Origin of the sequence: Plantactinospora sp. KBS50 (genome assembly GCF_002285795.1) — a bacterium.
Classification (GTDB): Bacteria; Actinomycetota; Actinomycetes; order Mycobacteriales; family Micromonosporaceae; genus KBS50.
Map to the genome: position 1 here is coordinate 6,276,328 of NZ_CP022961.1, position 25,163 is coordinate 6,301,490.

16 protein-coding genes, 1 tRNA gene and 4 pseudogenes are annotated in these 25,163 nt (G+C 73.0%); 9 read left to right on the forward strand and 12 right to left on the reverse strand.

The features are described 5' to 3' along the window. Positions 1-44 precede the first annotated feature (44 nt). From CIK06_RS27190 to CIK06_RS27200, 3 genes are read left to right on the forward strand one after another with little or no spacing between them, the layout of a single operon-like run. Positions 45-2,081: a biotin carboxylase N-terminal domain-containing protein gene (locus tag CIK06_RS27190; protein WP_095567183.1), complete on the forward strand. Its 2,037-nt coding sequence runs from the start codon at positions 45-47 to the stop codon at positions 2,079-2,081. A gap of 11 nt (positions 2,082-2,092) precedes the next feature. After that, complete coding sequence (locus CIK06_RS27195) at positions 2,093-3,295, forward strand: acyl-CoA dehydrogenase family protein (protein ID WP_095567184.1); 1,203 nt, start codon at positions 2,093-2,095, stop codon at positions 3,293-3,295. Continuing rightward, complete coding sequence (locus CIK06_RS27200; protein ID WP_095567185.1) at positions 3,292-3,882, forward strand: hypothetical protein; 591 nt, start codon at positions 3,292-3,294, stop codon at positions 3,880-3,882. The genes CIK06_RS27195 and CIK06_RS27200 overlap by 4 nt, the downstream gene beginning before the upstream one ends. Before the next feature lie 142 nt (positions 3,883-4,024). On the opposite strand, the gene CIK06_RS27205 is transcribed toward CIK06_RS27200, so the two are convergent. The 7 genes and pseudogenes from CIK06_RS27205 to CIK06_RS27235 form a co-directional block, all read right to left on the reverse strand. Continuing rightward, positions 4,025-5,893 carry an alpha/beta hydrolase gene (locus CIK06_RS27205; protein ID WP_095567186.1) on the reverse strand — a complete coding sequence of 623 codons (1,869 nt, stop codon included), beginning with the start codon at positions 5,891-5,893 and terminating at the stop codon, positions 4,025-4,027. Between the two features lie 87 nt (positions 5,894-5,980). Then, positions 5,981-7,494 (reverse strand): annotated as a pseudogene (locus CIK06_RS32695) (serine/threonine-protein kinase). A gap of 240 nt (positions 7,495-7,734) precedes the next feature. After that, a pseudogene (locus CIK06_RS27215) lies at positions 7,735-11,393 on the reverse strand (adenylate/guanylate cyclase domain-containing protein). Beyond that, positions 11,390-12,277 carry an MBL fold metallo-hydrolase gene (locus tag CIK06_RS27220; RefSeq protein WP_095567187.1) on the reverse strand — a complete coding sequence of 296 codons (888 nt, stop codon included), beginning with the start codon at positions 12,275-12,277 and terminating at the stop codon, positions 11,390-11,392. Before CIK06_RS27220 ends, CIK06_RS27215 begins: the two are co-directional and overlap by 4 nt. Before the next feature lie 99 nt (positions 12,278-12,376). After that, positions 12,377-12,856, reverse strand: a complete 480-nt coding sequence (locus CIK06_RS27225) for a RidA family protein (protein WP_095567188.1) — start codon at positions 12,854-12,856, stop codon at positions 12,377-12,379. Continuing rightward, a complete protein-coding gene (locus CIK06_RS27230) occupies positions 12,853-13,008 on the reverse strand; it encodes a DUF4177 domain-containing protein (RefSeq protein WP_013736319.1) in 156 nt (51 codons plus the stop codon). The genes CIK06_RS27225 and CIK06_RS27230 overlap by 4 nt, the downstream gene beginning before the upstream one ends. 213 nt (positions 13,009-13,221) lie before the next feature. Then, positions 13,222-13,710, reverse strand: a complete 489-nt coding sequence (locus tag CIK06_RS27235) for a hypothetical protein (RefSeq protein ID WP_095567189.1) — start codon at positions 13,708-13,710, stop codon at positions 13,222-13,224. A 249-nt stretch (positions 13,711-13,959) separates the two neighbouring features. Between CIK06_RS27235 and CIK06_RS30340 the strand changes: the two genes are divergently transcribed. The 3 genes from CIK06_RS30340 to CIK06_RS27250 are packed head-to-tail and all read left to right on the forward strand — an operon-like array spanning position 13,960 to position 17,035. Continuing rightward, complete coding sequence (locus CIK06_RS30340) at positions 13,960-14,802, forward strand: hypothetical protein (protein WP_198348029.1); 843 nt, start codon at positions 13,960-13,962, stop codon at positions 14,800-14,802. A 44-nt stretch (positions 14,803-14,846) separates the two neighbouring features. Further along, positions 14,847-15,830, forward strand: coding sequence for an ArsA-related P-loop ATPase (locus CIK06_RS27245; RefSeq protein ID WP_095567190.1), 984 nt, complete (start codon positions 14,847-14,849; stop codon positions 15,828-15,830). A 59-nt stretch (positions 15,831-15,889) separates the two neighbouring features. Further along, on the forward strand, positions 15,890-17,035 hold the full coding sequence (locus tag CIK06_RS27250) for an ArsA-related P-loop ATPase (RefSeq protein WP_095567191.1): 1,146 nt from the start codon (positions 15,890-15,892) through the stop codon (positions 17,033-17,035). Here the strand turns inward: CIK06_RS27250 and CIK06_RS27255 are convergent. Next, positions 17,022-17,318 (reverse strand): WhiB family transcriptional regulator, encoded by a 297-nt coding sequence (locus tag CIK06_RS27255; RefSeq protein ID WP_095567192.1) that lies wholly within the window; start codon positions 17,316-17,318, stop codon positions 17,022-17,024. The two genes, CIK06_RS27250 and CIK06_RS27255, sit on opposite strands and share 14 nt — an antisense overlap. A gap of 409 nt (positions 17,319-17,727) precedes the next feature. On the opposite strand from CIK06_RS27255, the gene CIK06_RS27260 reads away from it, so the two are divergent. Continuing rightward, positions 17,728-20,220, forward strand: coding sequence for a transglycosylase domain-containing protein (locus CIK06_RS27260; protein ID WP_095567193.1), 2,493 nt, complete (start codon positions 17,728-17,730; stop codon positions 20,218-20,220). Positions 20,221-20,317: 97 nt separating this feature from the next. On the opposite strand, the gene CIK06_RS27265 is transcribed toward CIK06_RS27260, so the two are convergent. Then, positions 20,318-20,773, reverse strand: coding sequence for a GatB/YqeY domain-containing protein (locus tag CIK06_RS27265; protein WP_095567194.1), 456 nt, complete (start codon positions 20,771-20,773; stop codon positions 20,318-20,320). Positions 20,774-20,798: 25 nt separating this feature from the next. On the opposite strand from CIK06_RS27265, the gene CIK06_RS27270 reads away from it, so the two are divergent. Both CIK06_RS27270 and CIK06_RS27275 read left to right on the forward strand, forming a co-directional pair. Beyond that, positions 20,799-21,701 (forward strand): metallophosphoesterase, encoded by a 903-nt coding sequence (locus CIK06_RS27270; protein WP_095567195.1) that lies wholly within the window; start codon positions 20,799-20,801, stop codon positions 21,699-21,701. A gap of 78 nt (positions 21,702-21,779) precedes the next feature. Next, positions 21,780-21,853, forward strand: a tRNA-Pro gene (locus CIK06_RS27275). A gap of 74 nt (positions 21,854-21,927) precedes the next feature. Here CIK06_RS27275 and CIK06_RS27280 read toward each other — a convergent pair. The 3 genes and pseudogenes from CIK06_RS27280 to CIK06_RS27290 form a co-directional block, all read right to left on the reverse strand. Continuing rightward, a pseudogene (locus tag CIK06_RS27280) lies at positions 21,928-22,963 on the reverse strand (tyrosine-type recombinase/integrase); the annotation flags it as partial. Between the two features lie 71 nt (positions 22,964-23,034). Then, a pseudogene (locus CIK06_RS27285) lies at positions 23,035-23,484 on the reverse strand (replication initiator); the annotation flags it as partial. Between the two features lie 26 nt (positions 23,485-23,510). Beyond that, complete coding sequence (locus CIK06_RS27290) at positions 23,511-24,686, reverse strand: Fic family protein (RefSeq protein ID WP_095567197.1); 1,176 nt, start codon at positions 24,684-24,686, stop codon at positions 23,511-23,513. Between the last annotated feature and the right edge of the window lie 477 nt (positions 24,687-25,163).

Sequence of the window (25,163 nt, forward strand, 5' to 3'; positions counted from 1 at the left end):
CGCGCAGCGGGTTCCGCGGTCCCGAACGAAAGGGCTGGCGCCCGATGCCTGAACCGATCCGCCGACTCTTGGTGGCCAACCGCGGCGAGATCGCCCGCCGTATCATCGCGACCTGCCGCGAGCTGGGCGTCGAGACCGTGGCCGTGCACGCCGACGCCGACGCGGACGCGCCGTACGTCGCCGAGGCGGACGCCGCGGTGCGGCTGCCCGGAAACGCGCCGGCCGAGACGTACCTGCGGATCGAACCGCTGGTGGCCGCGGCCCGGCGGTGCGGCGCGGACGCCGTGCACCCGGGGTACGGCTTCCTGGCCGAGAACGCGGCGTTCGCGACCGCCGTGCTGGCGGCCGGCTTGACCTGGATCGGGCCGCCGCCGGAGGCGATCGCGGCGATGGGCGACAAGATCGCGGCGAAGGCGCTGCTGGCCGGGGCCGGCGTGCCGATGCTGCCCACGTACACCGATCCGGACCTGGTCACCGAGTTCCCGGTGCTGGTCAAGGCGGCTGCCGGCGGTGGGGGCCGGGGCATGCGGGTGGTGCGGGACGCCGCGGCCCTGCCCGAGGCGGTGGCCGGCGCCCGGCGGGAGGCCGCCGCGGCGTTCGGCGACGGCACGGTCTTCCTGGAGCGGTACGTCGAGCGGTCCCGGCACGTCGAGGTGCAGATCTTCGGCGACAGCCACGGCACGATGCTCAGCCTGGGCGAGCGGGAGTGTTCGATCCAGCGCCGGCACCAGAAGATCGTCGAGGAGGCGCCGGCGGTCATCCCGGACCGGCTGCGCGCGGCCCTCGCCGCGGCGGCGGTCGCGGCCGGCCGGGCGGTCGGCTACCTGGGTGCCGGCACGGTCGAGTTCCTGCTCGCGCCGGACGGCCAGTTCTACTTCCTGGAGATGAACACCCGCCTCCAGGTCGAGCACCCGGTCACCGAGTGCGTGACCGGCCTCGATCTGGTCCGGCTGCAACTGCTGGTCGCCGAGGGCGGGCCGCTGCCGGCGGCGCCGCCGGTGCGCGGGCACGCCATCGAGGTACGGCTGTGCGCCGAGGACCCGGCCCGGGACTGGCGACCGGCCACCGGCACCCTGCACCGGTTCGCGGTGCCCGGGGTGGCCGGCGAGTTCCGCCCGGTCGAAGGGCTGCGGCTGGATTCCGGGGTGGTCGACGGTTCGACCGTGGGGGTGCACTACGACTCGATGCTGGCCAAGCTGGTGGCCTGGGCGCCGACCCGGGCCGCGGCGGCCCGCCTGCTGGCCGGTGCGCTGGCCCGCTCGCGGCTGCACGGCGTGCTCACCAACCGGGACCTGCTGGTACGCGTGCTGCGCAGTCCCGCCTTCGCCGCGGCCGATCTGGACACCGGGTTCCTGGACCGGCACCCCGAGGTGTTCGCGCCGCTCGCCTCCCCGCGCGGGGTACGCCGGGCGGCGCTGGTGGCCGCGCTCGCCGGGGCGGCGGCCCGGCGGGCCAGCGCGCCGGTGCTGGCCGGCCTGCCGTCGGGCTGGCGCAACGTGCCGGCCGTGCCCCAGTCGGTGCGGTTCGCGGGGCCGGCCGGCGAGTTGGAGGTGCGCTACCTGCTGGACCGCACGGGCGCGCTCGCGGCCTGGTCGGTGACCCCGGCCGGCACCGCCGACACCGACAGCACCGCCGGCGACGACCGCCCGGACCCCGACGCCGGCCCAGAGACCGACGGCGACGGCGGGCCACCGTGCACGCTCGTGGCCGCCGATCCGGACCGGGTGGTGCTGGACGTCGACGGGCTGCGCCGGGTGTTCGCCGTGCACCGCGCCGGAGCCGAGTTCTTCGTGGACGGCCCGGACGGCCCGGTGGCGCTGACCGAGCTGCCGCGGTTCCCCGAGCCGGTCGCGGAGCTGGCCGCCGGGTCGCTGCTCGCGCCGTTGCCGGGCGCGGTCTCCCGGATCGCCGTGGCCGTCGGTCAACGGGTGGCTGCCGGCGAGCCGCTGCTCACCCTCGAAGCGATGAAGCTGGAACACCCCGTCCTCGCCCCCACCGCCGGCACGGTCGTCGAGCTACCGGTGCCCGCCGGTGGCCAGGTCGACGCCGGCGCGGTGCTGGCCGTGGTCGACCCCGATTGAAAGGTGCCACAGTGGACTTCGACCTCACCGCGGAGCAGGAGCAGCTCCGGGCGGCCGTGCGGGCGCTCGGCAACCGGTACGGGCACGAGTACTTCGTGGCCAAGGCCAGGGCCGGGGAACACACCACCGAGCTGTGGGCCGAGGCCGGCAAGCTCGGCTACCTGGGCGTGAACGTGCCGGGCGAGCACGGCGGCGGTGGCGGCGGGATCACCGAGCTGGCCATCGTCGCCGAGGAGCTGGCGGCGGCCGGCTGCCCGCTGCTGCTGCTCGTGGTGTCCCCGGCCATCGCCGCCACGGTGATCGCCCGGCACGGCACGCAGCAACAGCGGGAACGGTTCCTGCCGGGCTTCGCCGACGGCTCGCTCAAGGTGGCCTTCGCGATCACCGAGCCGGAGGCGGGGTCCAACTTCCACCGGCTCGGCACGGTGGCCCGGCGGGACGGCGCCGGGTGGGTGCTGTCCGGCCGCAAGTGCTTCATCTCGGGCGTCGACGAGGCCCGGTACGTGCTGGTGGTGGCGCGGATCGCCGAGGAGGCCGGTCCGGCCGCTAAGGGGCCGGGCACGGGTACCGGCCCGGCGGCGCCGCGGCTCAAGCCGGCGCTGTTCGTGGTGCCGACGGACGCCGCCGGGCTGACCTCGTCGAAGCTGGACATGGAGATCGTCTCCCCGGAGAACCAGTTCCTGCTCTACCTGGACGACGTCCGGCTGCCCGCCGACGCGCTGGTGGGCGGCCCGGACTCGGGCCTGCCGGCGCTGTTCTCGGGGTTGAACCCGGAGCGGATCACGGTGGCCGCGATGAGCGCCGGCACCGCCCGGTACGCGCTGGAGCGGGCCGGCCGGTACACGGCCACCCGGAAGGTGTGGGGCGGCCGGACCATCGGCGCGCATCAGGGGGTCGCCCATCCGCTCGCGCACGCGGCGGTGCAGGTGGAACTGGCCCGGCTCATGGTCTACAAGGCAGCCGCGCTGTACGACGCGGGCCGGGACGTCGAGGCCGGGGTGGCCGCCAACATGGCCAAGTACGCCGCGACCGAGGCGTCCGCGCTGGCCGTGGACACCGCGATCCAGTCGCTCGGCGGCAACGGGATGACCACCGAGTACGGCGTGGCGACCCTGCTGGGCGCGGTGCGCGCCGGCCGGATCGCCCCGGTCAGCCGGGAGATGATCCTCAACTTCGTGGCCCAGCACGTCCTCGACCAGGACCGGTCCTATTGAGCCCCGGTCCGGCGGCGAGCCTGGCGCGGATCCCGATCTCCCGGGCCGACGCCCAGTTCACCGCGCTGATCCTGGGCTTCTTCGGCAGCATGTGGTTCGGCTGGGCCCAGCAGGACGCGCCGGCCGGCTGGTTCGGTCCGCTGCTCGCGGCGGGCGTGCTGAGCCTGGCCGTGGCCGTGCTCGGTGCGGTCGGCACCTGGCGGTGGCGGCGGGAGCTGACCGCCGCCCGCGACCGGGCCGCGTCCCGCCGCTACGGCATCATCGTCGGCGTCAGCTACACCGTGCTCGGCGCCGGCGCCGCCGCGCTGGGCGCGACGGGACACCCGGACCAGATCGCCCCGTGGGTCGCCTTCGTGACCGGCGTCCACTTCTGGGCCCTGGTTCCGGTGCTGCGCGACCGCCGGGTGCTGATTCCGCTGGGCGTCGTGGTGGTCGCCGCGTCCGGCGCCGCGCTGGCGCTGCACGCGGCCAACGGCGTGCCGCTCAGCCTGGCGACCGGGGTGGGCACCGGCACGGCCCTGCTGGTGGCCGCCGTGCTCGAACTGCTGCGACGGCGGCCACCGGGGTCCGAGCGGCGGACCGGGTAGCGGCGGACCGGGTAGCGGCGGACCGGGTAGCGGCGGACCGGGTAGCGGCGGACCGGGTAGCGGCGGACCGGGTAGCGGCGGACCGGGTAGCGGCGGACCGGGTAGCGGCGGACCGGGTAGCGGCGGACCGGGTAGCGGCGGATCAGCCGGTCCGGCCGGACCGGCCGGCCGCCGCCGCACCCGCCGCATCCGCACGGTCCGCCGGGTCCGTCGGGTCCGCCGCGAACGGCTGGATGTCACCGACGCACACCGTCCCCTCCGCGGGCAGCGTGAGGGAGAGCAGGTACGCGTCGACCGAGCCGGTGACGCAGTGCGAGGTGCCGTACGACGTGTGGCCCCAACTGTCGCTGGACAGCAGCCGGCTGTTGGGCAGCAGCGCCGCCGCGGACACCGCGCCCGCGTAGTTTGTCGCCGGGTCCCAGTAGCCGCCCACCACCAGCACGGGCGCCGCCGTCCACCGGTTGAACGGCCCGGTGTAGGCGTCCTCGTCCCGCACCGTCCAGGTCGTGCCGGCGCAGATGGCCGTACCCCAGCTCCAGGCCCGGCCGAAGTACGCGGCCCGCTCGTCGGCACGGGCGGTGAGCCGGGGCCAGTCCTGCGCCCGGGCCGGGTGGACGGCGTCGGTGCAGGTGACGGCGGAGGCTGCCTCGATGGAGTCGTCGTACGGGAAGTCGAAGCGCGGGATCCGGCCGGGGCCGGCCGCCGGCCCGGCGGGTACGGCGGCGGGCGCCGGGGCCAGCAGCCGGGCCAGTTCGGACGCCGGCCGGGCGGTCCGGGCCGCGGCGGCGCGTTTCGGGTCGGTGAGCACGAGCAGTTGCCGGACGGTCTCGACCAGGTCGTCGTAGCCGTCCGGGGTCCACAGGTCGAACAGCGTCGCCATCACGAACATCGCGTAGCTCACCACGGTCCGGCCGCCGTCGGGATCCGTCAGCACCAACGGCTTGGCCCGCAGCCGGCGGGCCACCAGGTCGTAGTTCGCGACCGGGTCACCGGCCGCGGCCAGCTCGCAGCGCCGCGGGCCGGCCCGGCCGCAGCGGTTCAGGATCTCGCGCAGCGCCCGGTAGGACCCGTCGGCGCTGCGCAGCCGGTCGTCCTGGAGCAGGTCCGGCGCGGCCCGGTCGCCCACCCAGGCCCGCGGGTCCAGCACCCCGTCGACGACCAGCGCCCGGACCCGGTCGGGAAACATGTTCGCGTAGTACTGCCCGAGGATGCTGCCGTAGCTGAACCCGAGGTAGCTCAGCTTCTGGTCGCCGACCGCCCGCCGCAGCACGTCCAGGTCGCGGGCCACCTCCGCGGTCGACATCGCGCCGGCCAGCCGGCGGCCGGTGCCGGCGCAGCCCCGGCCGATCGCCTGCGACGATGCGACCCAGGCCCGCTCCTCGGCGGCGCCCAGCGGGAACGGCACCGCGAGACCGGCGTACGCCCGGGTCTGCTCCCGGACGCTGGGGAAGCAGCGCAACTGCTCGCTGGCGCCGACCCCGCGCGGGTCCACGCCCACCACGTCGAACCGGTCCAGCACCGCGTCGCTGAACAGGAACGGCGCGTACCGGGCGAGTTCGGTTCCGGATCCGCCCGGCCCGCCGGGGTTCACGAAGAGGCTGCCGATCCGGTGCCGCTGGTCCCGGGCGGGTATCCGCAGCAGGGCGATCTCGGTGGTGGCGCCGTGCGGGTCGTCGTAGTCCAGCGGCAGCCGCACCGTGGCACACTCGGCCGAGTCGTCGCAGCCGTACCAGTCCAGCCGTGGGGTGGGCACGCGATCCACCCGGCGCGCCTCGGCCGCGGTCGTCCGGTCGGCGCCGGCCGGCGCGACCCGGGCGGGCGGCGCGGCACCGGCCGGCTGCGCGACGCGAGCGGGCGGGGCGACACCGGCGAGCGGGGCGACACCGGCCGGCGGCGCGGCATTCGCGGGCGTGCCGCGCGGCGGGCCGGCGATTCCCGGCGCGGCGCCCGACAGTCCCAGCAGAACGGTCCCGACGACCCCGGCGACGACGAGACGGCGTGGTAGACGCATTCGATTACCCCCGGCAAGGCACACGGCACGGGACCCCAACGGCCCGTACTGACCAACGAGGGGAAGCCGGCGAAGCGTCGCGCCGGGTCAGTTGCCCAGGGTCGGCCCGGTCAGCCCGTCCACGCCCTTGCCCGCGAGGCAGCGGTAGCTGCGGTCGCCCGCCTCGGTGGCGGCCCGGTCCGGCGGCAGCACCTCGAACCGCCAGCCGGTCGTGGATCCGTAGCCGGTGACCCGGGCGAAGGTCCCGCTCGTACAGACCTGGCTGGCCGCCCGGGTGCGGACCGAGTCGTGGTCCTGCGGGTCGACGTCGGCGGGCAGCTCGCCGAGGGCGTACGTCTCCCAGGTGTGCCGGCCGGCGCAGGTCGCCGGTTCGGCCTCGGCCGCCGTTCCCCGGATGCGCACCGGGCCGAAGCATTCGGGGGTGGCCGGGCAGCGCGCCCCGGACGGCAGCCCGTTCCGGCAACCGGGCAGCGCGGCCGTGGCGCCGCCGCCCGGCGTGGTGCCGGCGGCCGCCGGGGAGGTGCCGGGCGGCGTCCGGGGCCGGCCGTGGCCGACGGTCCGGCGCTGCCGCCCGGGTGCCGGCCGGCGTACCAGGACAGTGCGCCCACCGTGACCAGCAGGAACACCGCGCCGACCAGGGTGACCGCCACCTGCCAGCGGGAGTAGCGGGGTGGCGGCGCGATCGCCGCTGCCGGCGTGCGCACCGTGACCGGCTCCGCCGCCGGCGGGTCCGCGGCGGGACCGGCCGGCGCGCCGCCGGTCGCCGGCCGGGTCGCAGCCGGCACCGGCGCCGGACCGGGCCGCGACCCGGCCGGACCGGCCAGGGGTACGTCCGCCAGCAGGTCGCGCAGTTCCGTCGCGCTGGGTCGTTCGCCCGGCTCGTTGGCCATGCCCCGGCGCAGCACGTCGACCAGCGCCGGCGGTACGCCGGGCAGGTCGGGCACCGGCTGCTGGAACATCTCCATCAACATCACCAGGCTCGGGTCCCGCTCCTGCCAGCGCGGCGGCCGGCCGTACATCACGGCGTAGAGGGTGGCGCACAGCGCGTACACGTCGACGGCCGGCGCCGGCGGCGCGTGGTGGAACATCTCCGGCGGCGCGTACGCCGGGGTCAGCACCTCCAGGGTGACGGTGGGGTCCCGCATCTCGGCCAGCACCGCGAGCCCGAAGTCGGCCAGCACGGCCGAGTTGAAGTGCGAGTACAGGATGTTCGCCGGCTTCACGTCCCGGTGCAGCACACCGGCGGCGTGCGAGTGGGCCAGCGCGTCGGCGATCTTCACTCCCAGGTCGCGCGCCTCCGCCGCGGGCAGCGGTGCGCTGCGCATCCGCTCGGCGTACGACCCGTCGCACAACTCCATGATCAGGTAGGGGTGCTGGTCGGTCGTGACGCCCACGTCGAAGAGGTCGACCACGTGCGGGTGGGACGACATCCGGCCGGCCGCCCGCGCCTCACGCAGGAAGCGCTGCTGGTCGCGCTCGCTGTCCAGGGTGCGGTTCTCCACCTTGACCGCGACCTCGCGCCCGACCGACACCTGGGTGGCGCGGTAGACCGTCGCGTAGCCACCCCGGGCAAAGAGTGACAGATCGGTCAGGCCGGGCACCGCAGGCAGGGGTGGCCGGCCCGGAACGGTCTCTGTCACGCAACGAAAATACCTAAGCGATGACGCGGACCGATTCCGGTCTCCACCCTGATCCCGACCGGCGGTCGCCGATGCGCCAACCCGGACCGTGCGACCTCCGCCCGCCGCGACCATCCGGCCCTGGCCCGCCGCCATCCGCCGCCATCCGCCGCGGCCATCCGCCGCAGCCATCCGCCGCCGTCCGCCGCGCGGGCGGCGACCTCAGCCCAGCGGCCGGGACGGCAGCGGCGAACCGCCGGTGAGCACCGGAACGTCCCCGGGCGGGTCGGCGAGCCGGGCCCGCAGGGCGTCCGCACCCGGCCGCTCCCCCGCCTGCTGGGTCGCGTACGCCAACCGCACCGCATCGTCCGCCGCGGTCATCGCCTCCTGCCGGAGCCCGGCCGCGGCGAGGGTCTCGGCCAGCGCCTCGGCGGCGATGACATGACTGCGTACGTCCTCGGCCGGCGCCTCGATGGACCGCCGCGCCCAGTCCACGGCGTCGCTGGTACGCCCGACGGCGAGCAGCGTCGTGGCGTACCGGGCCAGCGCCTGTCGCCGGGAGAACAGCAGCGCCGGGGCCTCCTCGGCGGTGGCGATCGGCTCCAGCAGTTCCACCGCTGCCCCGGGGTCGCCCGCGGCGAGTCGGGCCATCGCGAGCAGTACCCGCGGCCCCACCTGGGCCGGGGCCAGCGGATTGTGCGGTTCCACGGCGGCCAGTACGGCGCGGGCGTCCCGCTCGGCGGCCAGCGGGTCACCGCCGTCCAGCGCCACGAACCCGCGCAGCGTGCCGGCCATCCCGGTCAGCAGCGGGTGACTGGTCAACGCGCCGTACTCCAGGGCGTGACTGAGCAGGTCGTACGCGTGGTCCGGCTCGCCCAGCCCGCGGGCGACCACCCCCGCACGACCAGCGCGAAGCCGCGCCCCCAGTCGTCGCTGGCGGCCGCGAAGTCGCGGTACGCCCGGCGGGCCTCGCGGTCGGCCTCGGCCAGCTCGCCGAGTTCCGCGGCGGCGAACGCCTCCACGGCACGCAGGGTGCCGACCGCCCACGACTCGCCGACCCGCTCCCCGAACGGCAGGAACACCCGGGCCAGCCGGCGGGCCTCGCGCAGCCGCCCGGCCAGCAGCCGGGCGAACGCGGTGGTGCCCCGCATCCAGGCCCGGCCCACCGGGTCGCCCAGCTCGGCGAAGAGTCGGGCGGCCCGGCCGAGCACCGCGTCCGTGCCGGCGAAGTCGCCGCGGGTCGTGGTCACCCAGGCCAGGTTCTGCAACGACCAGGCCTGCCCGCGGCGGTCCCCGGCCGCCAGGTTCACCTGGTACGCCCCGGCGAACCGGCTGCTGGCCTCGCTCAACCGACCGCTGACGAAGTCGGCCATGCCGAGCCGGCGCATGGCCGAGGCCCGCTGCGGCGCGAGCCCGGCGTCGGAAGCCACGGCCAGCGCCTCCTGCCAGCTCGCCACGGCCCGGTTCGGGTCGGCGAGCGCCTGGTAGCACTGCCCGGCCAGCAGCAACGCGCCGGCCCGGCTGGCGATGTCGTCACCGGCGTTGGCGCCGATCTTCTCGGCGAACGCGAGCGCGTTCTCCGGCCGGCCGACCTGGAGCAGGGCCCGAGCGTGCACCAGCCGGTCGCTGCTGGCCAGACCGGTGGCGGAGAGCCGCGCCGCCCGCTCGGCGTACTCGACGGCGAATGCCGGCTCCCCGGCGGCGAGCTGCCGGCGGGCCAGCCGGGTCAGCGCCGCCACGCCGAGCGGCAGCACGCTGCGGGCCAGCGCGTCGGGTCGCAGGCGCACCGCGTCGGCCAGCGCCGCGGCCCGTTCGACGTGTTCGGCCACGAAGGCGTCCCGGGCTGCCTCGGACATCCCGCCGAGCCGGGGCGGCTGGCCGGACCCGGCGACCGGCATGGCCCACCGGGCCAGCGTGGCGTGCCGCTCGGCCAGGTCCGCCTTGCCGATGCCGGCGTAGACGGCCTCCCGCAGCAGCGGGGTGGCGAAGTTGAACCCCTCCCGGTTGCGGTGCAGCATCCGGCGTTGCAGCAGTTCCTCCACCGCACGCTCGAACTCGATCCCGGCCACCGCGGACGGCCGGCCGCCGGTGCGGCGTTCGCGCAGCGTTTCCAGGGTGCCGGCCGGCACGGTGTCGCCCACCACGGCCGCGTCGCGCAGCACCGAGCGGGCCTCCGCGGGCAGTGCGTCGATGCGGGCCGCGAGCACCGCGGCCAGGTCCCGGGACAGCAGCCGGCTGCCCAGTGATCCGGGTGCCAGCCGCCAACCGGTAGCCGCGCCCGGCGAGGCGCCGTCCTCCCGGTCGAGCACCGTGGTGAGCGCGCCCCGCTCGATCAGCAGCGTGACGAGTTCGGCCAGGTAGTAGGGGTTTCCCTGGGCGGTGGCGAGCAGCCGGTCGGCGTCGGACTGCGGCAGCCGGCCGCCCTCCAGGTAGCTGGTGAGCAGGCGGGCGGCGTTCGCGCCGCGCAGCGGCGGCAGCGGATACACCTCGGCGTCGGCGACCCGGGTGAAGGCGCCGGCCGTGCGGACCAGCTCGGGCCGGCCCAGCAGCAGCACCAGCACCGAACCGCTGAGCCGGGACAGCGTCACGCCGAGCGCGTCGAGCGTCTCCGGGGTGGCGTCGTGCAGATCGTCCACGATCATCACCAGCGGGCTCTCCACCGCCATGGCACTGAGCAGCTCGGCCACGGCGGCCGGCACCGCCTCCGCGTCCGGCACCGGGCCGCGGGCGGACCACTCCGAGGGCTCGCCGGAGGTGGCTCCCACGGACGGCGATTCGGGGTAGCCGAGCAGACCGAGCAGCAGGTCCACCGCCACCGGCGGCGGATCCGGCCGGAGCCGGGCCAGCCGCTGCCCGAGCCGGCGCAGCCGTTCCTCCACCACCGGCCGGGCGACCGCGCTGGCGGAGTCGGTCGGCAGGCCGATCACGGCCCGGACCAGGTCGGCCAGCGGGGCCAGCCGGCGACGCTCGCCGAACGCCGCACAGTGCACCGACAGCACCCGGGCGCCGGTGTGCGCGGCGAACCGGCCCGGGCCCACGGCGTACCCGGCGGCCAGCCGCTCGACCTCCGCGGCGAACCGGGTCTTGCCGATGCCCGCCTCGGCGGTCATCAGCAGCACCCGGGGCTGGCCGCGGTCGATCACCTCGGCGATCCGCCCGGCGATCCGGCCCAGCTCGGTCTCCCGGCCCACGAACGGCGCCTCGTCGCCGAGGCCCGACCGGGTGCCCGGCGCGTCGAGCAGACCCAGCAGCTCGTACGCCTCGACCGGTGCCCGCTTGCCCTTCAGCCGCAGCGGGCGCAGCCGTCGCCAGGACGCGACGTGCCGGGTGGCGGCCGAGGTGGTGGCTCCGGCGTACACGGCGCCGATGGCCGCGGCGTCGGCCAGCCGCGCGGCGGTGTTCACGGTGTCGCCGATGACCGTGTATTCGAGGGCGGCCTGCATCCCGGCGACGACCTGACCGGTGTTCAGCCCCACCCGCAGGCCCAGCGGGGCGCCGCCGCCCTGCTCGTCGTCGAGCACCCGGCGGACCGCACGCTGCATCGACAGGGCCGCCCGCACGGCCCGCTCGGCGTCGTCCTCGTGCGCGACCGGGGCACCGAAGACGGCCATGATCCCGTCGCCGGTCAGCTTGTCGACGTGGCCGCCGAAGGTCTTCACCGCACCCGCGAGCGCCGCGAGCACCCGGTCGGTGACCGCCCCGACCCGCTCGGGATCCAGGTCCTCGGACCAGGAGGTGAAATCGGACAGGTCGCCGAAGAGGACCGTCACCACCCGTCGCTCGGTCGCCGGCAGGGTGGCCGCAGCCGGCAGTGCCGCGCCGCAGTTGTGGCAGAACCGGGCGCCGGGCACGGCGACGGTTCCACACACCGGGCAGGTCACGCTGTATCCAACCCGCGGGCCGGCTCCGCTGATTCCCGGCCGCCCCGTTCCAGGTAATCCAGTTGGGCCCGGACGGACCAGCCGGCCGCCCACCAGAGGGAGCGGTCGACGTCGGCGTAGACCACCTCGACCACCTGCTCGGGGGTACGCGCGCCGCCGGCCACGGCCTGCCGGACCTGGTCCAGCCGGGCCAGCCGGTGCGCCAGGTAGAACCGGGCCGCCGCGGCGCAGTCGGCCAGCGCCGGCCCGTGTCCCGGCAGCACCGGCACCCCGTCGTAGCCGCCGAGCAGTTCCAGGCTGGCCAGGTAGGCGCCGAGGTCCCCGTCCGGGTGGGCGACGACGGTGGTGCCGCGGCCCAGGATCGTGTCCCCGCTGAACAGCGCGACGTCCGGGGTCGAGGGGGTGGGCCGGACGTCTCGGGCCGGCGCCGGGGCCGGATCGCCCACCGGACGCACCAGGAAGCAGACCGAGTCGGCCGTGTGGCCGGGCGTGACGACCAGGTCGATCCCGAAGCCGAACCCGCCGAGCCGCGCACCGGGCGTGGTCAGCGGCGAGCCGCCGTTGGTGTGCGCCGGGTCGGCGGCCAGCACCGGTACGCCGTCGAGCAGCTCCCGCAGTCGGGGAACGCCCTCGGTGTGGTCGTGATGGCCATGGGTGATCAGCACCAGGCCGACCGGTGCCTGCGCCGCGATGGCCGCAAGGTGGCCCTCGTCGAGCGGCCCCGGATCCACCACCACCGCGGGCTCGCCCGCCGCCGCGCGCAGCACCCAGGTGTTGGTGCCGTCAAGCGTCATCGGGCCCGGGTTGGGCGCCCGCAGCAGGGTCACCCAACCCGGCAACGCCTCGGCCAGCGCCGCCGCCGGCGCGGTCACGTGCCCGGTCATGGCTGCGATGGTACGACCCGCGGATGACAACTCCCGGCGCGGCCACCGTCCGGGTGCGCCCGGTCGGCGACGGCAGGGCTGTGCCCGCCTCCGCCGGGCTCAGCTGATCTCGACGATGACCTCGACCTCGACCGGGGCGTTCATGGGCAGCTCGGCCACCCCGACCGCGCTCCGCGCGTGCCGGCCGGCCTCGCCGAGGACCTCGCCGAACAGCTCGGAGGCGCCGTTGATCACCGACGGCTGGCCGGTGAACCCGGCGGCCGAGGCGACGAACCCGGTCACCTTCACGATCTTGGCGATCCGCTCCAGCCCGACCAGGCCGTCGACCGCCGCGAGGGCGTTCAGCGCGCACTGCCGGGCCAGGTCCTTGGCCTGCTCCGGCGGGACCTCGGCACCCACCTTGCCGGTCACCGGAAGCTGCCCGTCCACCAACGGGAGCTGCCCGGAGACGTAGACGTGCCGCCCGGACTGCACCGCGGGCACGTACGCGGCCAGCGGCGGGACGACCTGCGGAAGGTCGAGCCCCAACTCGGCGAGCCGGCCCCGCGGATCGGGCCGGTCGGCGGCCTCCGCGCTCATGCCTTGGGCCGCTTCAGGTACGCGACCAGTTGCTCGGGATTCGGGCCCGGCACCACGGACACCAGTTCCCAACCGTCCTCACCCCAGTTGTCGAGGATCTGCTTGGTCGCGTGGACCAGCAGCGGGACGGTGGCGTACTCCCACTTCTGCATTACGGGAAAACCCTTCTACGAAGAGCCCCGGCGGCGCCGCAACGCCCCGGGGCACAGCCGAGAAGGCATCTCGACGCGACCCACTGTAAGCCAAGTCGCCGTCGTCGTGATCGTGGCGCCCGCCCTACCCGGCAGGAGTTCCGGCCGACGGCCAGGCGGCGAAACCGTGGGCTGGGGTGCGCCGCGCCGCCGGGGATCGCGCGGGCGCCGGGGTCAGTGCCGCAGCCCCGGCTCCGCCCCGCCGCAGGCTCCCGGGTGGGCGAACGGCCGCGAACAGCGGGTGCGGTCGGGCAGCGGCAGGTCGCAGAAGACGCGGCGCCGGTTGTTCTGGTCGTCGACGGTGGAGACGGTGGTCTCGCCCGGGTCGACCTCGGGGAGCGCGGCCAGCACCGCGGCGACCGTGTACGCGAGGTCCACCGCCGAGGCCGCCGTGCAGACGCGGACCGGCAGGTGGATCACGTACCCCGGTGCCTCCTCATGGTCGGCGCCCCGGCGCAGCCCGGGTGAGACATCCTGGGGTTGCGCGCCGGTCGGATCGTTCACCCGCAGGTAGCGCCGCTCGTTGCGCCGCGCGACCGGATGACCGGCGTCGGCCTCGGCGTCCCCGGTCCCGGCCTCTCGCCCGGCGCCGGCGGAACCGCGCGACGCGCGGGGCCGCGGCCGGAAGTGGGCCCGCCCGGAGTTGTCGAAGTCATTCCGCATTGGTCGCCTCCCTCGGCCGGCGAACCGCGGCCTAGCCGAACTCTAGGCAGCCGACCAGGGGATAACAACAGGGCGCGCTCACGCCGTGACTAGTTGTCACGACGGGTTTCAATTCATCCGCGCCACGACGCGGGACCGGCGCCCGGCCGACTACGCTCAGCGGAACGCGGATGACAGTTCGCGATTCCGACGAACACCCGGTCCCTCGGCGCCACCGGGGACCAACGCGACGCCCCCCGGGGGAGAACCATGACTGAACCGCGCGGCCCGGACGGACCGGCCCCCGGCGAGCGCTCTCCGGCCGACCCCGTCGCCCCGACGGCGCCCGGCTCTCCCGCTCCCGGTGGCTCGGCCGCCGCCGGCGATCCCGGCCCCGACGCCCCGCCGAGCGCCGCGGCCGAACCGCAACCGCCGGTCCCGGCCGGCACGCCGGCACGCTGGCCCGGCGCCACCGGACCGGCGCCGGACAAGCCCGGTCCGCCGGAGCCGGACGAGCGCGGGACGGTGGAGTTCGGCGAGACCGGCTTCCCCACCCCGCCGGGTTATCCGCCGTACGGGCCGCCGGCCTACGCCCCGGCCCACTCTGGCGTCCCGGCCCACCCCGGCACCCCGGCGTCGCCCGCCACTCTCCCGGCCGGCGCACCACCGCCGGGCAAACGGCGCCACCTGCTCATCGCGTCGGTCGTGCTCGGCGTCGTACTGCTGCTCTGCGGCGGCGGTGGCCTGACGGCGTTCCTGCTGCTGCGCGGCGGCGACGGCGACGGGGCGCCCGACCCGGTGGCCGCCACGGACGGCTTCCTCCGGGCGGTCTACCTCGACCGCGACGTGACCGAGGCGGCCGCCCTGGTCTGCCCGGCGGCCCGGGACAAGGCGAAGATCACAAAGAAGATCGAGGAGATCGAGGGCTACGGCACGACGTACCCGAATCCCCGCTTCCGGTGGACCCCGCCGGTCGTCGCCGACCAGAACAGCGAGCGGGCCGTGGTGACCACCAGGCTGACGATGATCACCGGAGACGAGCGCTTCGCGGAGCAGCAGCTCACCCTCACCGTCGTGGACCAGGCCGGCTGGTGGGTGTGCGAGGTCGCCTGACCGGCCGGCGGCCCGGGACGCGTCCCGCTGGTTAGGCTCACTACGTGGGATCTGCAACCGAGTCGGTCGGGCCGGTGGCCGAGTCCTGGCCGGCCCGGCTGCACGTCGTGACCGGCAAGGGCGGGACCGGGAAGACCAGCGTGGCCGCCGCGCTGGCGCTGGCGCTCGCCGCGGACGGGCGCCGGACCCTGCTGGTCGAGGTTGAGGGACGGCAGGGCATCGCCGGGCTGTTCGGTCTGGGGCACCTGCCGTACGAGGAGCGCCGGATCGCCACCGTTGCCGGCGGCGGCGAGGTCCGGGCGCTGGCCGTGGACCCCGAAGAGGCGCTGCTCGAATACCTCGACATGTTCTACCGGCTGAGCGCGGCCGGTAAGGCGCTGCGCAAGTTCGGCGCCATCGACTTCGCCACCACCATCGCGCCGGGGCTGCGCGACGTCCTGCTCACCGGCAAGGTCAAGGAGGCGACCACCCGGACGGTGGGCAACCGCCGGGCGTACGACGCCGTGGTGCTGGACGCCCCGCCCACCGGGCGCATCGGGCGATTCCTCAACGTGACCGCGGAGGCCGCGCGGCTGGCGAAGGTCGGACCGATCAAGACCCAGAGTGAGGGCGTGGCCGCGCTGCTGCGCTCGCCCATCACGGCCGTGCACGTGGTGACGCTGCTGGAGGAGATGCCGGTCCAGGAGACCATCGACGCGATCGGCGAGCTGGACGGGCTGGGGATCGCCCTCGGCCGGGTGATCGTGAACGCGGCCCGCACGCCGATGGAGGCGGGCACGACCGGCCGGGTGAGCCAGGCCGAGCTACGCCGCGGGCTGGTCGCGGCCGGGCTGCCGGCCGACCGCTCGGTGGTCACCGGTCTCTACGCGGAGGCCCGGGACGATCTCGTCCGCCGCTCGCTGGAGGCGTCGCTGCGGGCGGATCTGATCGAGCTGGGGCGGCCGTTGCTGGAGTTGCCGGTGATACCGGACGGGATCGACCGGGCCGGCCTGGACACCCTGGCCGCGGTCCTGGCGGCGGCGGAGTGAACCACGGCTGTCCGGCACACCGGGCGGCCGGAGCAGCGGTCCCCCGATACGCTCGGATCGTGCCCGAAGCCGATGCCGCGCCGCCGCTGGATGTCGACGAGATCCTCGCCGACCCCGGCATCAGGATCGTGGTGTGCTGCGGCTCCGGCGGGGTGGGCAAGACGACCACGGCCGCCGCGCTGGCACTGCGCGCCGCCGAGCACCATGGCCGGCGCACGGTCGTACTGACCATCGACCCGGCCCGCCGGTTGGCCCAGTCGCTCGGTTTGACCGAGTTGGACAACACCCCCCGCCAGGTGAAGGGCATCGACGTCGGCTCCGGCGGCGAACTGCACGCCATGATGCTGGACATGAAGCGCACCTTCGACGACGTGGTGTCCCAGCACACCGACCCGGCGAAGGCCGCCGAGATCTTCGCGAACCCCTTCTACCAGGCGATGAGTTCCACCTTCGCCGGTACGCAGGAGTACATGGCGATGGAGAAGCTGGGTCAGCTGCACGCCCGCGGCGACTGGGACCTGATCGTGGTGGACACCCCGCCGTCCCGGTCCGCGCTGGACTTCCTGGACGCGCCGGCCCGGCTCTCCCGGTTCCTCGACGGCCGGATGCTGCGCCTGCTGCTGGCCCCGGCCCGTGGTGGCGGGCGCAGCATGTTCAACCTGGTCACCGCCTCGTTCGGGATGTTCTCGAAGGCGGTGCAGAAGGTGCTCGGCACCCAGTTGCTCACTGATCTGTCCGGCTTCGTGGCGGCGCTGGACTCGATGTTCGGCGGATTCCGGCAGCGCGCGGAACAGACGTACCGGATCCTGCAGGCCGGGGAGACGGCGTTCCTGCTGGTCGCGGCGCCGGAGCCGGACGCGGTCCGGGAGGCGGCCTACTTCGCGGGCCGGCTGCGCGCGGAGCGGATGCCGCTGGTGGGCCTCGTGCTCAACCGGGTGCACCTGCCGGCCACGCCGGACCCGAGCGCGGCGGAGAGCACGGCCGCCGCGGAGCGGCTGGCCCGGCTCGGCGGCCACGACGGGACGGTGCAGACGCTGCGGTCGCACGCCGCGCTGTTGGACCAGGCCGAGCGGGAGTGCCGGGTGGCCCGCCGGTTCACCGACGACTTCCCGGCGGTGCCGGTGGTGGCGGTGACGGCGCAGCCCGCCGACGTGCACGACGTCGACGGGCTGCGGGCGATCGGTACGGCGATCAGCCGCTCGTGACCAGGGTCTTCTCCCGGTCCCGCATGGCGGCCTCGAACATCTTGCGCCAGCTTGTCACCTGGGGGTGCCGGCGGAGCAGCGCCCGGCGTTCGCGCTCGGTCATCCCGCCCCACACACCGAACTCGATGCGGTTGTCGAGCGCGTCGGCGAGACACTCGTACCGCACCGGACAGCTCCGGCAGATCCGTTTCGCGACGTTCTGCTCGGCACCCTGTACGAACAGCGCGTCCGGGTCACCGTTCTGACACGCCGCCATTGTGGGCCAATCCGGCATCATGCCCATCTGTCTACGTCCCCCCTCATAGTTGCTACCGACTCGTGCCGAACCAGTCGGCAACCAACCCCCCGGTCGTCTGCCGTCCCCGACCCCCGGGCACGACACACGGCATGCGATTTCCCTCGCTCGACCATCATGCTCTGTAGTCGGGTGATTACGCAACGTTGTCGGCCAAATCCATCAATCCGGACACTCCAGACGTCCGCGGTGTCTGCGGGTCGGCGTCTACCCGGTGACGTTCCGGGAAAACGCCGCGAAAGCCGCTGGCATGGTGGAGACTTGGCGCCGGTGCGCCCATGTCCGCACGTCAGGGGCCATGCGTCTAGCACAACGAGACCGGCGCCGGCAGGAAATGGGGAAAGTACGCCGCGCGGGACTTCGTTGTGCTTTCCCGTACCCTGTCGGGGTGACTTGGTTGCGCAAGCGTGATCACAACCCGCTGACCAATGCCGCGTCGCTGCTGATCTGCGGCCTCCTCGCCGGGGTCGTCGTGGCCGCCGCCGCCTTCCCCGCCGTGGCGATGTCCGGCCTCGCAGCGAAGGCCGCGGCCGAGACCTTCGACAAGCTCCCGACGGAACTGACCGTCAAACGAGCGCCGCAGATCAGCTACCTGTACGCCTCGGACGGCAAGACCGTGCTGGCGACGATGTTCGACGAGAACCGCCGGGACATTCCGATCAAGGACATCCCGCTGATCATGCGGCAGGCCATCGTGGCGGCCGAGGACCACAACTTCTACCAGCACAACGGCGTCGACATGAAGGGCGTGGTCCGCGCCTTCGTGAACAACAGCAACGCCGGGACGCAGCAGCAGGGCGCCTCCACCCTCACCATGCAGTACGTCCGGATGGCCATCTCCTACTCGGCGAGCCGGCCCCGGGACGTGGTGGCGGCGACCGAGGACACCACGGCGCGCAAGCTCAAGGAAATGCGCTACGCCATGCAGATCGACAAGGAGTTGGGCAAGGACGGCGTGCTGGAGCGCTACCTGAACATCGCGCCGTTCGGCAACGGCGCGTACGGGGTGTACGCCGCCAGCCAGGTCTACTTCGGCAAGAAGCCCAAGGACCTGAAGATCGAGGAGGCCGCCATGCTCGCCGGCATGGTCAAGGCCCCGGACGGCTTCGACCCGACCGACCCCGAGAAGTACCCGAAGGCGCTGGACCGGCGCAACTACGTGATCGCCAACATGCAGGAGATCGGCGCGATCACCCCCGAGCAGGCAGAGAAGGCGAAGGCCGCCAAGCTCACGGTCAAGGGCAAGCCCACCCCGAACGGCTGCGTGGCCGCCAACAAGAACCAGTGGGGCTTCTTCTGCGACTACTTCTACCGCTGGTGGTTGTCCCAGGAGACCTTCGGGGCGACCGCGTACGACCGGGAGCGGCGGCTCAAGACCGGCGGCTACCGCATCGTGACCAGCCTGGACCTGCAGGCTCAGCAGGGCGCCAAGGACGGCGTGGAACGCTCCGTGCCGACCGGCAAGAAGGAGGCCCTCATGGTGGCCGCCGTCGAGCCGGGCAGCGGCCGGGTGCGGGCGCTGGCCACCAACCGCAACTACAAGCTGGACAATCCCGACAAGCCACAGAACAAGCTCTCCACCGACCCGGCCAAGCGCAGGCTCGGGATCCGCGGTACGTATCCGAACACCACGAACCCGCTGCTCACCGGCGGCGGCGACATCCACGGCTACCAGGCCGGGTCGACCTTCAAGATGTTCACGATGATCGCGGCGTTGGAGAACGGCTACTCGCTCAACTACTCGTACAACGCGCCGAACATCTTCAAGTCGGACTATGTGATCCAGAAGAACAGCCCCGCCGCCTGCCCCGGCACGCACTTCTACTGCCCCGGCAACGCGGCGCCGAACGAGGCCGGCCGGTACACCATGTGGGGCGCCTTCGGCAGGTCGGTGAACACCTACTTCGTCCCGCTGGAGCAGGCGGTCGGCGCGGAGAAGGCCGTCGAGGTGGCCAAGCGCCTCGGCATCAAGTTCACCGGGAAGCTGAGCGACACCAACTCCGACGCGTACCTGGCGGCCAACGCCGAGAGCTGGGGGGCGTTCACCCTGGGCGTCTCGGCGACCACGCCACTGGACCTGGCCAACGCGTACGCGACGGTCGCGGCGGACGGCACCTACTGCGAGCCGATCCCGGTCGAGAAGATCACCGACCAGGACGGCAACAACCTGGACGTGGCCAACCCCCGCTGCAAGAAGGTGCTCAAGACCGACGTGGCCCGGGCCGCGCTGGACGCCGCCCGCTGCCCGGTCGGGGACCGCTCGTCCACCTCCAAGTGCGTCGGCGCCACGGCCTCGGCCGTGCACCGGGTGGTCGGCAAGCCGGTGGCCGGCAAGACCGGCACCACCGACCAGGACAAGACCGCCGCGCTGGTGGCGATGACCAAGCAGTACTCCTTCGCCGGCATCCTCGCCGACCCGGACTGGCCGCAGACCACCGAGCGGATGAAGCACGAGGGCAAGGGTGGCGTGAACCCGGCCGTCTACGAGGCCCTACGGGACGCCATGAAGGGCAAACCCGCCATCGACTTCCCGGGGCCGGGCAGCAGCAGCAAGATGGTGCAGGGCGACGAGAAGACCATCCCGTCGGTGCGCTGCTATTCGCTCGACAACGCCCGCGCCAAGCTCAAGGACGCCGGATTCGAGGTCCGCACCGGCGACGGGCGGGTGGACTCAAGCTGCCCCGCCGGCAGCGCGGCGGGCACCAACCCGGACGGCAAGGCGCCGGAGGGCGCCCAGGTGATCATCCAGGTCAGCAACGGCAAGGACAACAAGCCGGCGGATGACGGCGGCGGCTCCGGAAACGGAGACGGGAACGGCCCGGGGAACGGAAACGGCCCCGGTAACGGGCAGGCCCCGTCACCACCGAGCACACCCAGACCCCGCAACTGACGACACGAAGTGGCCCCCTCCGATGCAGCGCATCCGGAGGGGGCCACTTTCGTCAGCCGTCGCCGCGTCATGCCCCTCCGGGCACCACCCGCGAGCCTCAGGCGCCGAGCTGACGACGTACCTCGGCGGCCACCCGGCCTCCCTCGGCCCGGCCGGCCACCGCGGCCTGGGCCGCCTTCATGGCCGGGCCCATCTGTGCACGGCCGCTGAACCCACCGGCCGACAGCGCCCCCGCGACCAGTTCGGTCAGCTCCGCATCGTCGAGCTGCTTCGGCAGGTAGCGGTCCAGCACCTCGCCCTCGGCGCGTTCCCTGGCCGCCTGCTCGGCCCGCCCCGCCTCGGCGAAGGCGGTGGCCGCCTCCCGGCGCTTCTTGGCCTCCCTGGTCAGCACCGCCATCACCTCATCGTCCGTGAGGTCCCGCTTCTGCGCCCCCGCGACCTCGGCGTTCCCGACGGCGGCCAGCGCCATCCGCAGGGTCGAGGTGGTCACCTCGTCACGGGCCTTGAGACTGGTACGCATGTCGGTGGTCAGCCGGTCCTTCAACGCGCTCATGGACGCCCAAACTACTCTGGAAGGCATGGAAAAGCGCACGGTACTGCGGCTGGCCGGCGGACTCGCGGTGGCCGGAGCCGCCACCCTCGGATACGCATCGTTGATCGAGCGGAATCGGTTCACCCTCCGGCGGTACGACGTACCGGTGCTGGACGCCGACGCGGAACCGCTGCGCATTCTGCACCTGTCCGACCTGCACATGATGCCGGGCCAGCGACGCAAGCAGGCGTGGGTCGCCTCGCTCGCGGCCACCGACCCCGACCTGGTGGTGGTCACCGGGGACAACATGGCCGACCCGCGCTCGGTGCCCGGGGTGCTGCGGGCGTTGCAGCCGCTGCTGGACGTCCCCGGCGCCTTCGTCTTCGGCTCCAACGACTACACCGGGCCGGTGTGGAAGAACCCACTGCGGTACGTCGTGCCGCGCCGGGGCGAGGAGGGGTACCGGCACGGCGTCGAGCTGCCGTACGAGGACCTCCGGGACGTGCTGGTCAATGCCGGCTGGACCGACCTGAACAACGCCCGGACCTCTATCAAGGCCGGCGGCCGGCTGATCGAACTGGTCGGGGTGGACGACCCGCACGTGAGCCGGGACGACTACGAGTCCGTCGCGGGGCGGGTCGCGCCCGAGGCGGCCCTGTCGATCGGCGTCACCCACTCGCCCGAGTCGCGGGTACTGGACGCGATGGCCGAGGACGGGTTGGCGCTGCTGCTCGCCGGGCACACCCACGGCGGCCAGGTCTGCGTGCCCTTCTACGGTGCGCTCACCACCAACTGTGATCTTCCCCGCTCGATGGCCCGCGGTCTGCACCGCTGGCCCGGCTCGGACGCCTGGCTGCACGTCTCCGCCGGGCTGGGCACCCACCCCACCGCGCCGGTCCGGTTCGCCTGCCCACCCGAGGCTTCGCTGCTCACGCTGATCCCCTGCTGACACCCGGGAGGTGCCCCCGCCGGGGGTACCCGGTTTGACCGTCGGTGGGCGTGAGCTACTATTGCCCGGCACGGCAACCGGGGTGTAGCGCAGCTTGGCAGCGCGCTTCGTTCGGGACGAAGAGGTCGTGGGTTCAAATCCCGCCACCCCGACAGAGATCAGAGGGCACGTCCTATCGACGGACGTGCCCTCTAGCGCTATGTGCAGCAGTGGAGTACGGCAGCGGTCAGCGCAGGCTCTCGCCCAGGCGCTTGAGCGCGTCGCGGGTGGCATCCGAGGACGCCCCGCGAATAGATCTCCATCGTCACCGACACCTCGGCGTGCCGGAGCACCTGCATGATGACGCGCGGGTGCACGTCCAGGTCGACGAGCAGGGTCGCGCAGGTACGCCGGGCGTCGTGCACGGTGATCTTCCGAACTCCGGCGCGGGCGCAGCGGGCGTCCCAGGAACGGTTGAAGTTGCGCGGCTCCACCGGGGTTCCGTAGCGGGTGGTGAACAGCAGCGGCGAGCCCTGCCAGGCGATGCCCGCCTCGTCGCGGTCGGCCTTCCTCGCCTGCTGACGGAGGTCGAGTGCTGCCGCGCAGATGTCCGGCAGCGGGAGGATGGCGTCCGAGGTCTGCGTTTTGGTCTCCCGGTGCAGCAGTTGCCCGCCGACCCGCTGCAACTGCCAGCCGATCGACAGCTCCCCCGCCGCCAGGTCGACGGCGTCCCCGGTGAGGCCGAGCACCTCGCCCTTACGCAGGCCGAGCACCAGGATCAGCACGTACGCGGCGTACAACGGGTCGCGGTCGGCCCGCGCGGACTCCAGGAACCGACGCGCCTCGTCGCTGGTCCACGCCCGGCCCCGGCGGCGGCGGACCGGTGGGAGCTTGACCAGGGCGGCGGCGTTGCGGGTGACCAGTTCCTCGGTGGCGGCGTGGTTGAGTGCGGAGCGCAGCACGCCCCGGACGTCCTTGACGGTGCGGGCGGACGGCACGTCGCCGCAGCACCGGCCGAGCGCGCAGCAGCGCCGTCTGAGTTCGGGGCGGCGGGCGTCCTTGCCCTGGGCGCAGCACTGGCAGGTGCGGGCCACCTCGTTGACCCAGGTCTGTACGTCGCGCACCTGGAGCCGGTCGAGCCGCTTCCCGCCGAGGCCGGGGATCACGTACAGCCGGAGGATCGTCTCGTAGGTGGCGCAGGTCAGCGGCGCGAGGTTGGGGCGCACGACCTCCCGGTGCCAGTAGGTCAGGTAGTCGCCGAGGGTGGCGATCTTCATCTTGACCTTGGACAGGCCGAAGCCGAACAGCACGGCGACCTCGGCGGGCCAGTACCAACGTGGGGTGAGGTGCTGGATCATGCCGCCACCCCCGACCACGCCTCGTGGGCGAGTTCTTCGCGGCCGATGCGGTGGCGTTCGCGGCGTTGGGCGGCGGCGGTGTTGGCGAGCAGGGCGTCGCCGTCGGTGAGCCAGCCGGAGCCGACGAAGGCCAGCGTGCCCACGGTGACCGTGCCGGCCGTGTCGTCGCTGTCAACCGTGTCGGCGTGCTCGGTGCGGCGGTAGGCGGCGCGGGTGTCGCGGAGCTGGCCGAAGATGACCGAGTAGCGGCAGGCCTTGGTGAGGAAGTGGCCGCCGTAGCCGAGCATGTGCGCCCAGCGGCGCAGCCCGGCGTAGACGTTGGGTGTGGTGTCAAGGTCGCCTTGACGGTCTTCGGTCTTCCCGGCTGTCCGGGTGACGTGGTGCCGGGTGGGGCGGCCGAGTCGCCAGCAGGCGTCGATGAGGCGGGCGAGGTGGTCGCGCAGAGGGAGGACCCGTCTCCTGTTCGCTACGGCTATCGGGACGTAAGGATTGCCCTAATCTTTGGCGCCACGAACATCCTCCCGTACCGTTCGCCGGTCACTTCCTGCAAGATTCCCATCTCAACTAGCTTGCCGATGGCGCTGTTCGCGGGGGGGTACGTCACCTTATGGAGTTCGGCGGCCCGAGATACCGTAATGTACGGGTACCCGATGAGAGAATCTGCAATGTCGAGGACTACGCCTCGCACCTTTTTCTTGCGAAGCGTCTCCATCATCTCGGCCCGTGCCGCGAGAAGGTCTTCAATCTTCTTTACGGCATTGTTAGCTTGTGCCAGAATCCCGTCACAAAAGAAGGTTACCCACGAGTTGAAGTCGCCTGTAATGCTGACCTGCAGCATCTCATCCTTGTATTGATTCTCTCGCTCCTTAAGCCAGGGCGACAGGTTTAGTACCGGATAGCTCAACGACTTCGCCTCTACTAGCTGTAGAGTGACTACCAGCCTCCCCATTCGGCCGTTTCCGTCACTGAAGGGGTGAAGTGTTTCAAACTGATAGTGGCCCACGGCGACCTTAACGAGGATCGGGATATCGTCTTCGGCGTTTATCCACTTTTCCCAGTCGCTGACCCTTTGGATTAAATCTTCGCCCCAAAGTGGAGGCACAAAACGTGATAGCTCAATTCCGAGATGCCGCTCGCCAATATAAACGTGTCTTTCGCGAAGTCGTCCGGCATCGTAACCGCCGCCCCGCGTTCCTCGAACTAGGATCTCTTGCAGTTCTGCTATCAAGCTGAGGCAAATCGGCTTCTTGTTGATAAGTCGAAGCCCGCGCTCCGCTGCTCGGACATAGTTCATGACCTCGCGAAGCTCGGCGCTCTGTTGAGCTTCGTCGAGGTAGTCTGCCTCAAGGACTTCGTCAAGCGGGGCGTAGGTTCCTTCAAGTGCAGAGGTGCTCTGAGCTTCACGCCGGAGGGCGGGTCGCACCAAGAGGGATGGGTTCGGTAGTCGCTGGACGGCGAAGTCAAGACGCCCGACTGCCATGCTCGCCTCGGCCACCCGGCTGTACGTCCGCTCAGAGAGTGGGATGCTCGGTGGTAGCGGGTAGGGCATGAACGCGAAGTGCTTGTAGTCTTGTCCGAGGTAGGCGTCATGTCCAGAGATGGGCCGAAGTTCACCCATCGGTGACTTCCTGAACGCTTCGATGTCCACGCTTGCCTCCGACCGGACGAGGCGATGCTGAGCGCCTTCGCCAAACCTTACAATCTCCGTCCCAGATTTATAGGATCCGGCTTGATCCTATAAATTACATCCTTGGAACTATAGGTTCCCCTCGGGGGTGTACGGGTCCCGAGCTGCAATCACTACCGTCCGCATGCTGAGGGCCTACCGGCCAGTAGGGCCGCTCCTCCGCCCGCGACGCTGTAGCTGTCGGGGAACGTCAGGCGTGAGGCAGCAAGGAGGCAGCGCGCGCCTCGATGCGCGTTGATCCGGAGCGTCATCCTACGAGGCTTGGCTCCAGCTTCTCGATGCGGACTGCTACCAGCTGACAGATGCCGACAGCTTGGGACCGCATCCCCCCGCCGGGGGTCGGTGTTGGACGTCGTCGTCTGGGTGGCGGCACGAGCAGTGCGTCCGGGAGGCGTTGTCCACGACGCGTGGTGAGGGTTCGGCGCGGATACTGGCGGG

Coding starts and splice junctions, on each gene's coding strand:
- CIK06_RS27190 (WP_095567183.1), top strand. CDS start 45: ATGCCTGAACCGATCCGCCGACTCTTGGTGGCCAACCGCGGCGAGATC.
- CIK06_RS27205 (WP_095567186.1), bottom strand. CDS start 5,893: ATGCGTCTACCACGCCGTCTCGTCGTCGCCGGGGTCGTCGGGACCGTT.
- CIK06_RS27220 (WP_095567187.1), bottom strand. CDS start 12,277: ATGACCGGGCACGTGACCGCGCCGGCGGCGGCGCTGGCCGAGGCGTTG.
- CIK06_RS27225 (WP_095567188.1), bottom strand. CDS start 12,856: ATGAGCGCGGAGGCCGCCGACCGGCCCGATCCGCGGGGCCGGCTCGCC.
- CIK06_RS27230 (WP_013736319.1), bottom strand. CDS start 13,008: ATGCAGAAGTGGGAGTACGCCACCGTCCCGCTGCTGGTCCACGCGACC.
- CIK06_RS27235 (WP_095567189.1), bottom strand. CDS start 13,710: ATGCGGAATGACTTCGACAACTCCGGGCGGGCCCACTTCCGGCCGCGG.
- CIK06_RS30340 (WP_198348029.1), top strand. CDS start 13,960: ATGACTGAACCGCGCGGCCCGGACGGACCGGCCCCCGGCGAGCGCTCT.
- CIK06_RS27255 (WP_095567192.1), bottom strand. CDS start 17,318: ATGGGCATGATGCCGGATTGGCCCACAATGGCGGCGTGTCAGAACGGT.
- CIK06_RS27265 (WP_095567194.1), bottom strand. CDS start 20,773: ATGAGCGCGTTGAAGGACCGGCTGACCACCGACATGCGTACCAGTCTC.
- CIK06_RS27270 (WP_095567195.1), top strand. CDS start 20,799: ATGGAAAAGCGCACGGTACTGCGGCTGGCCGGCGGACTCGCGGTGGCC.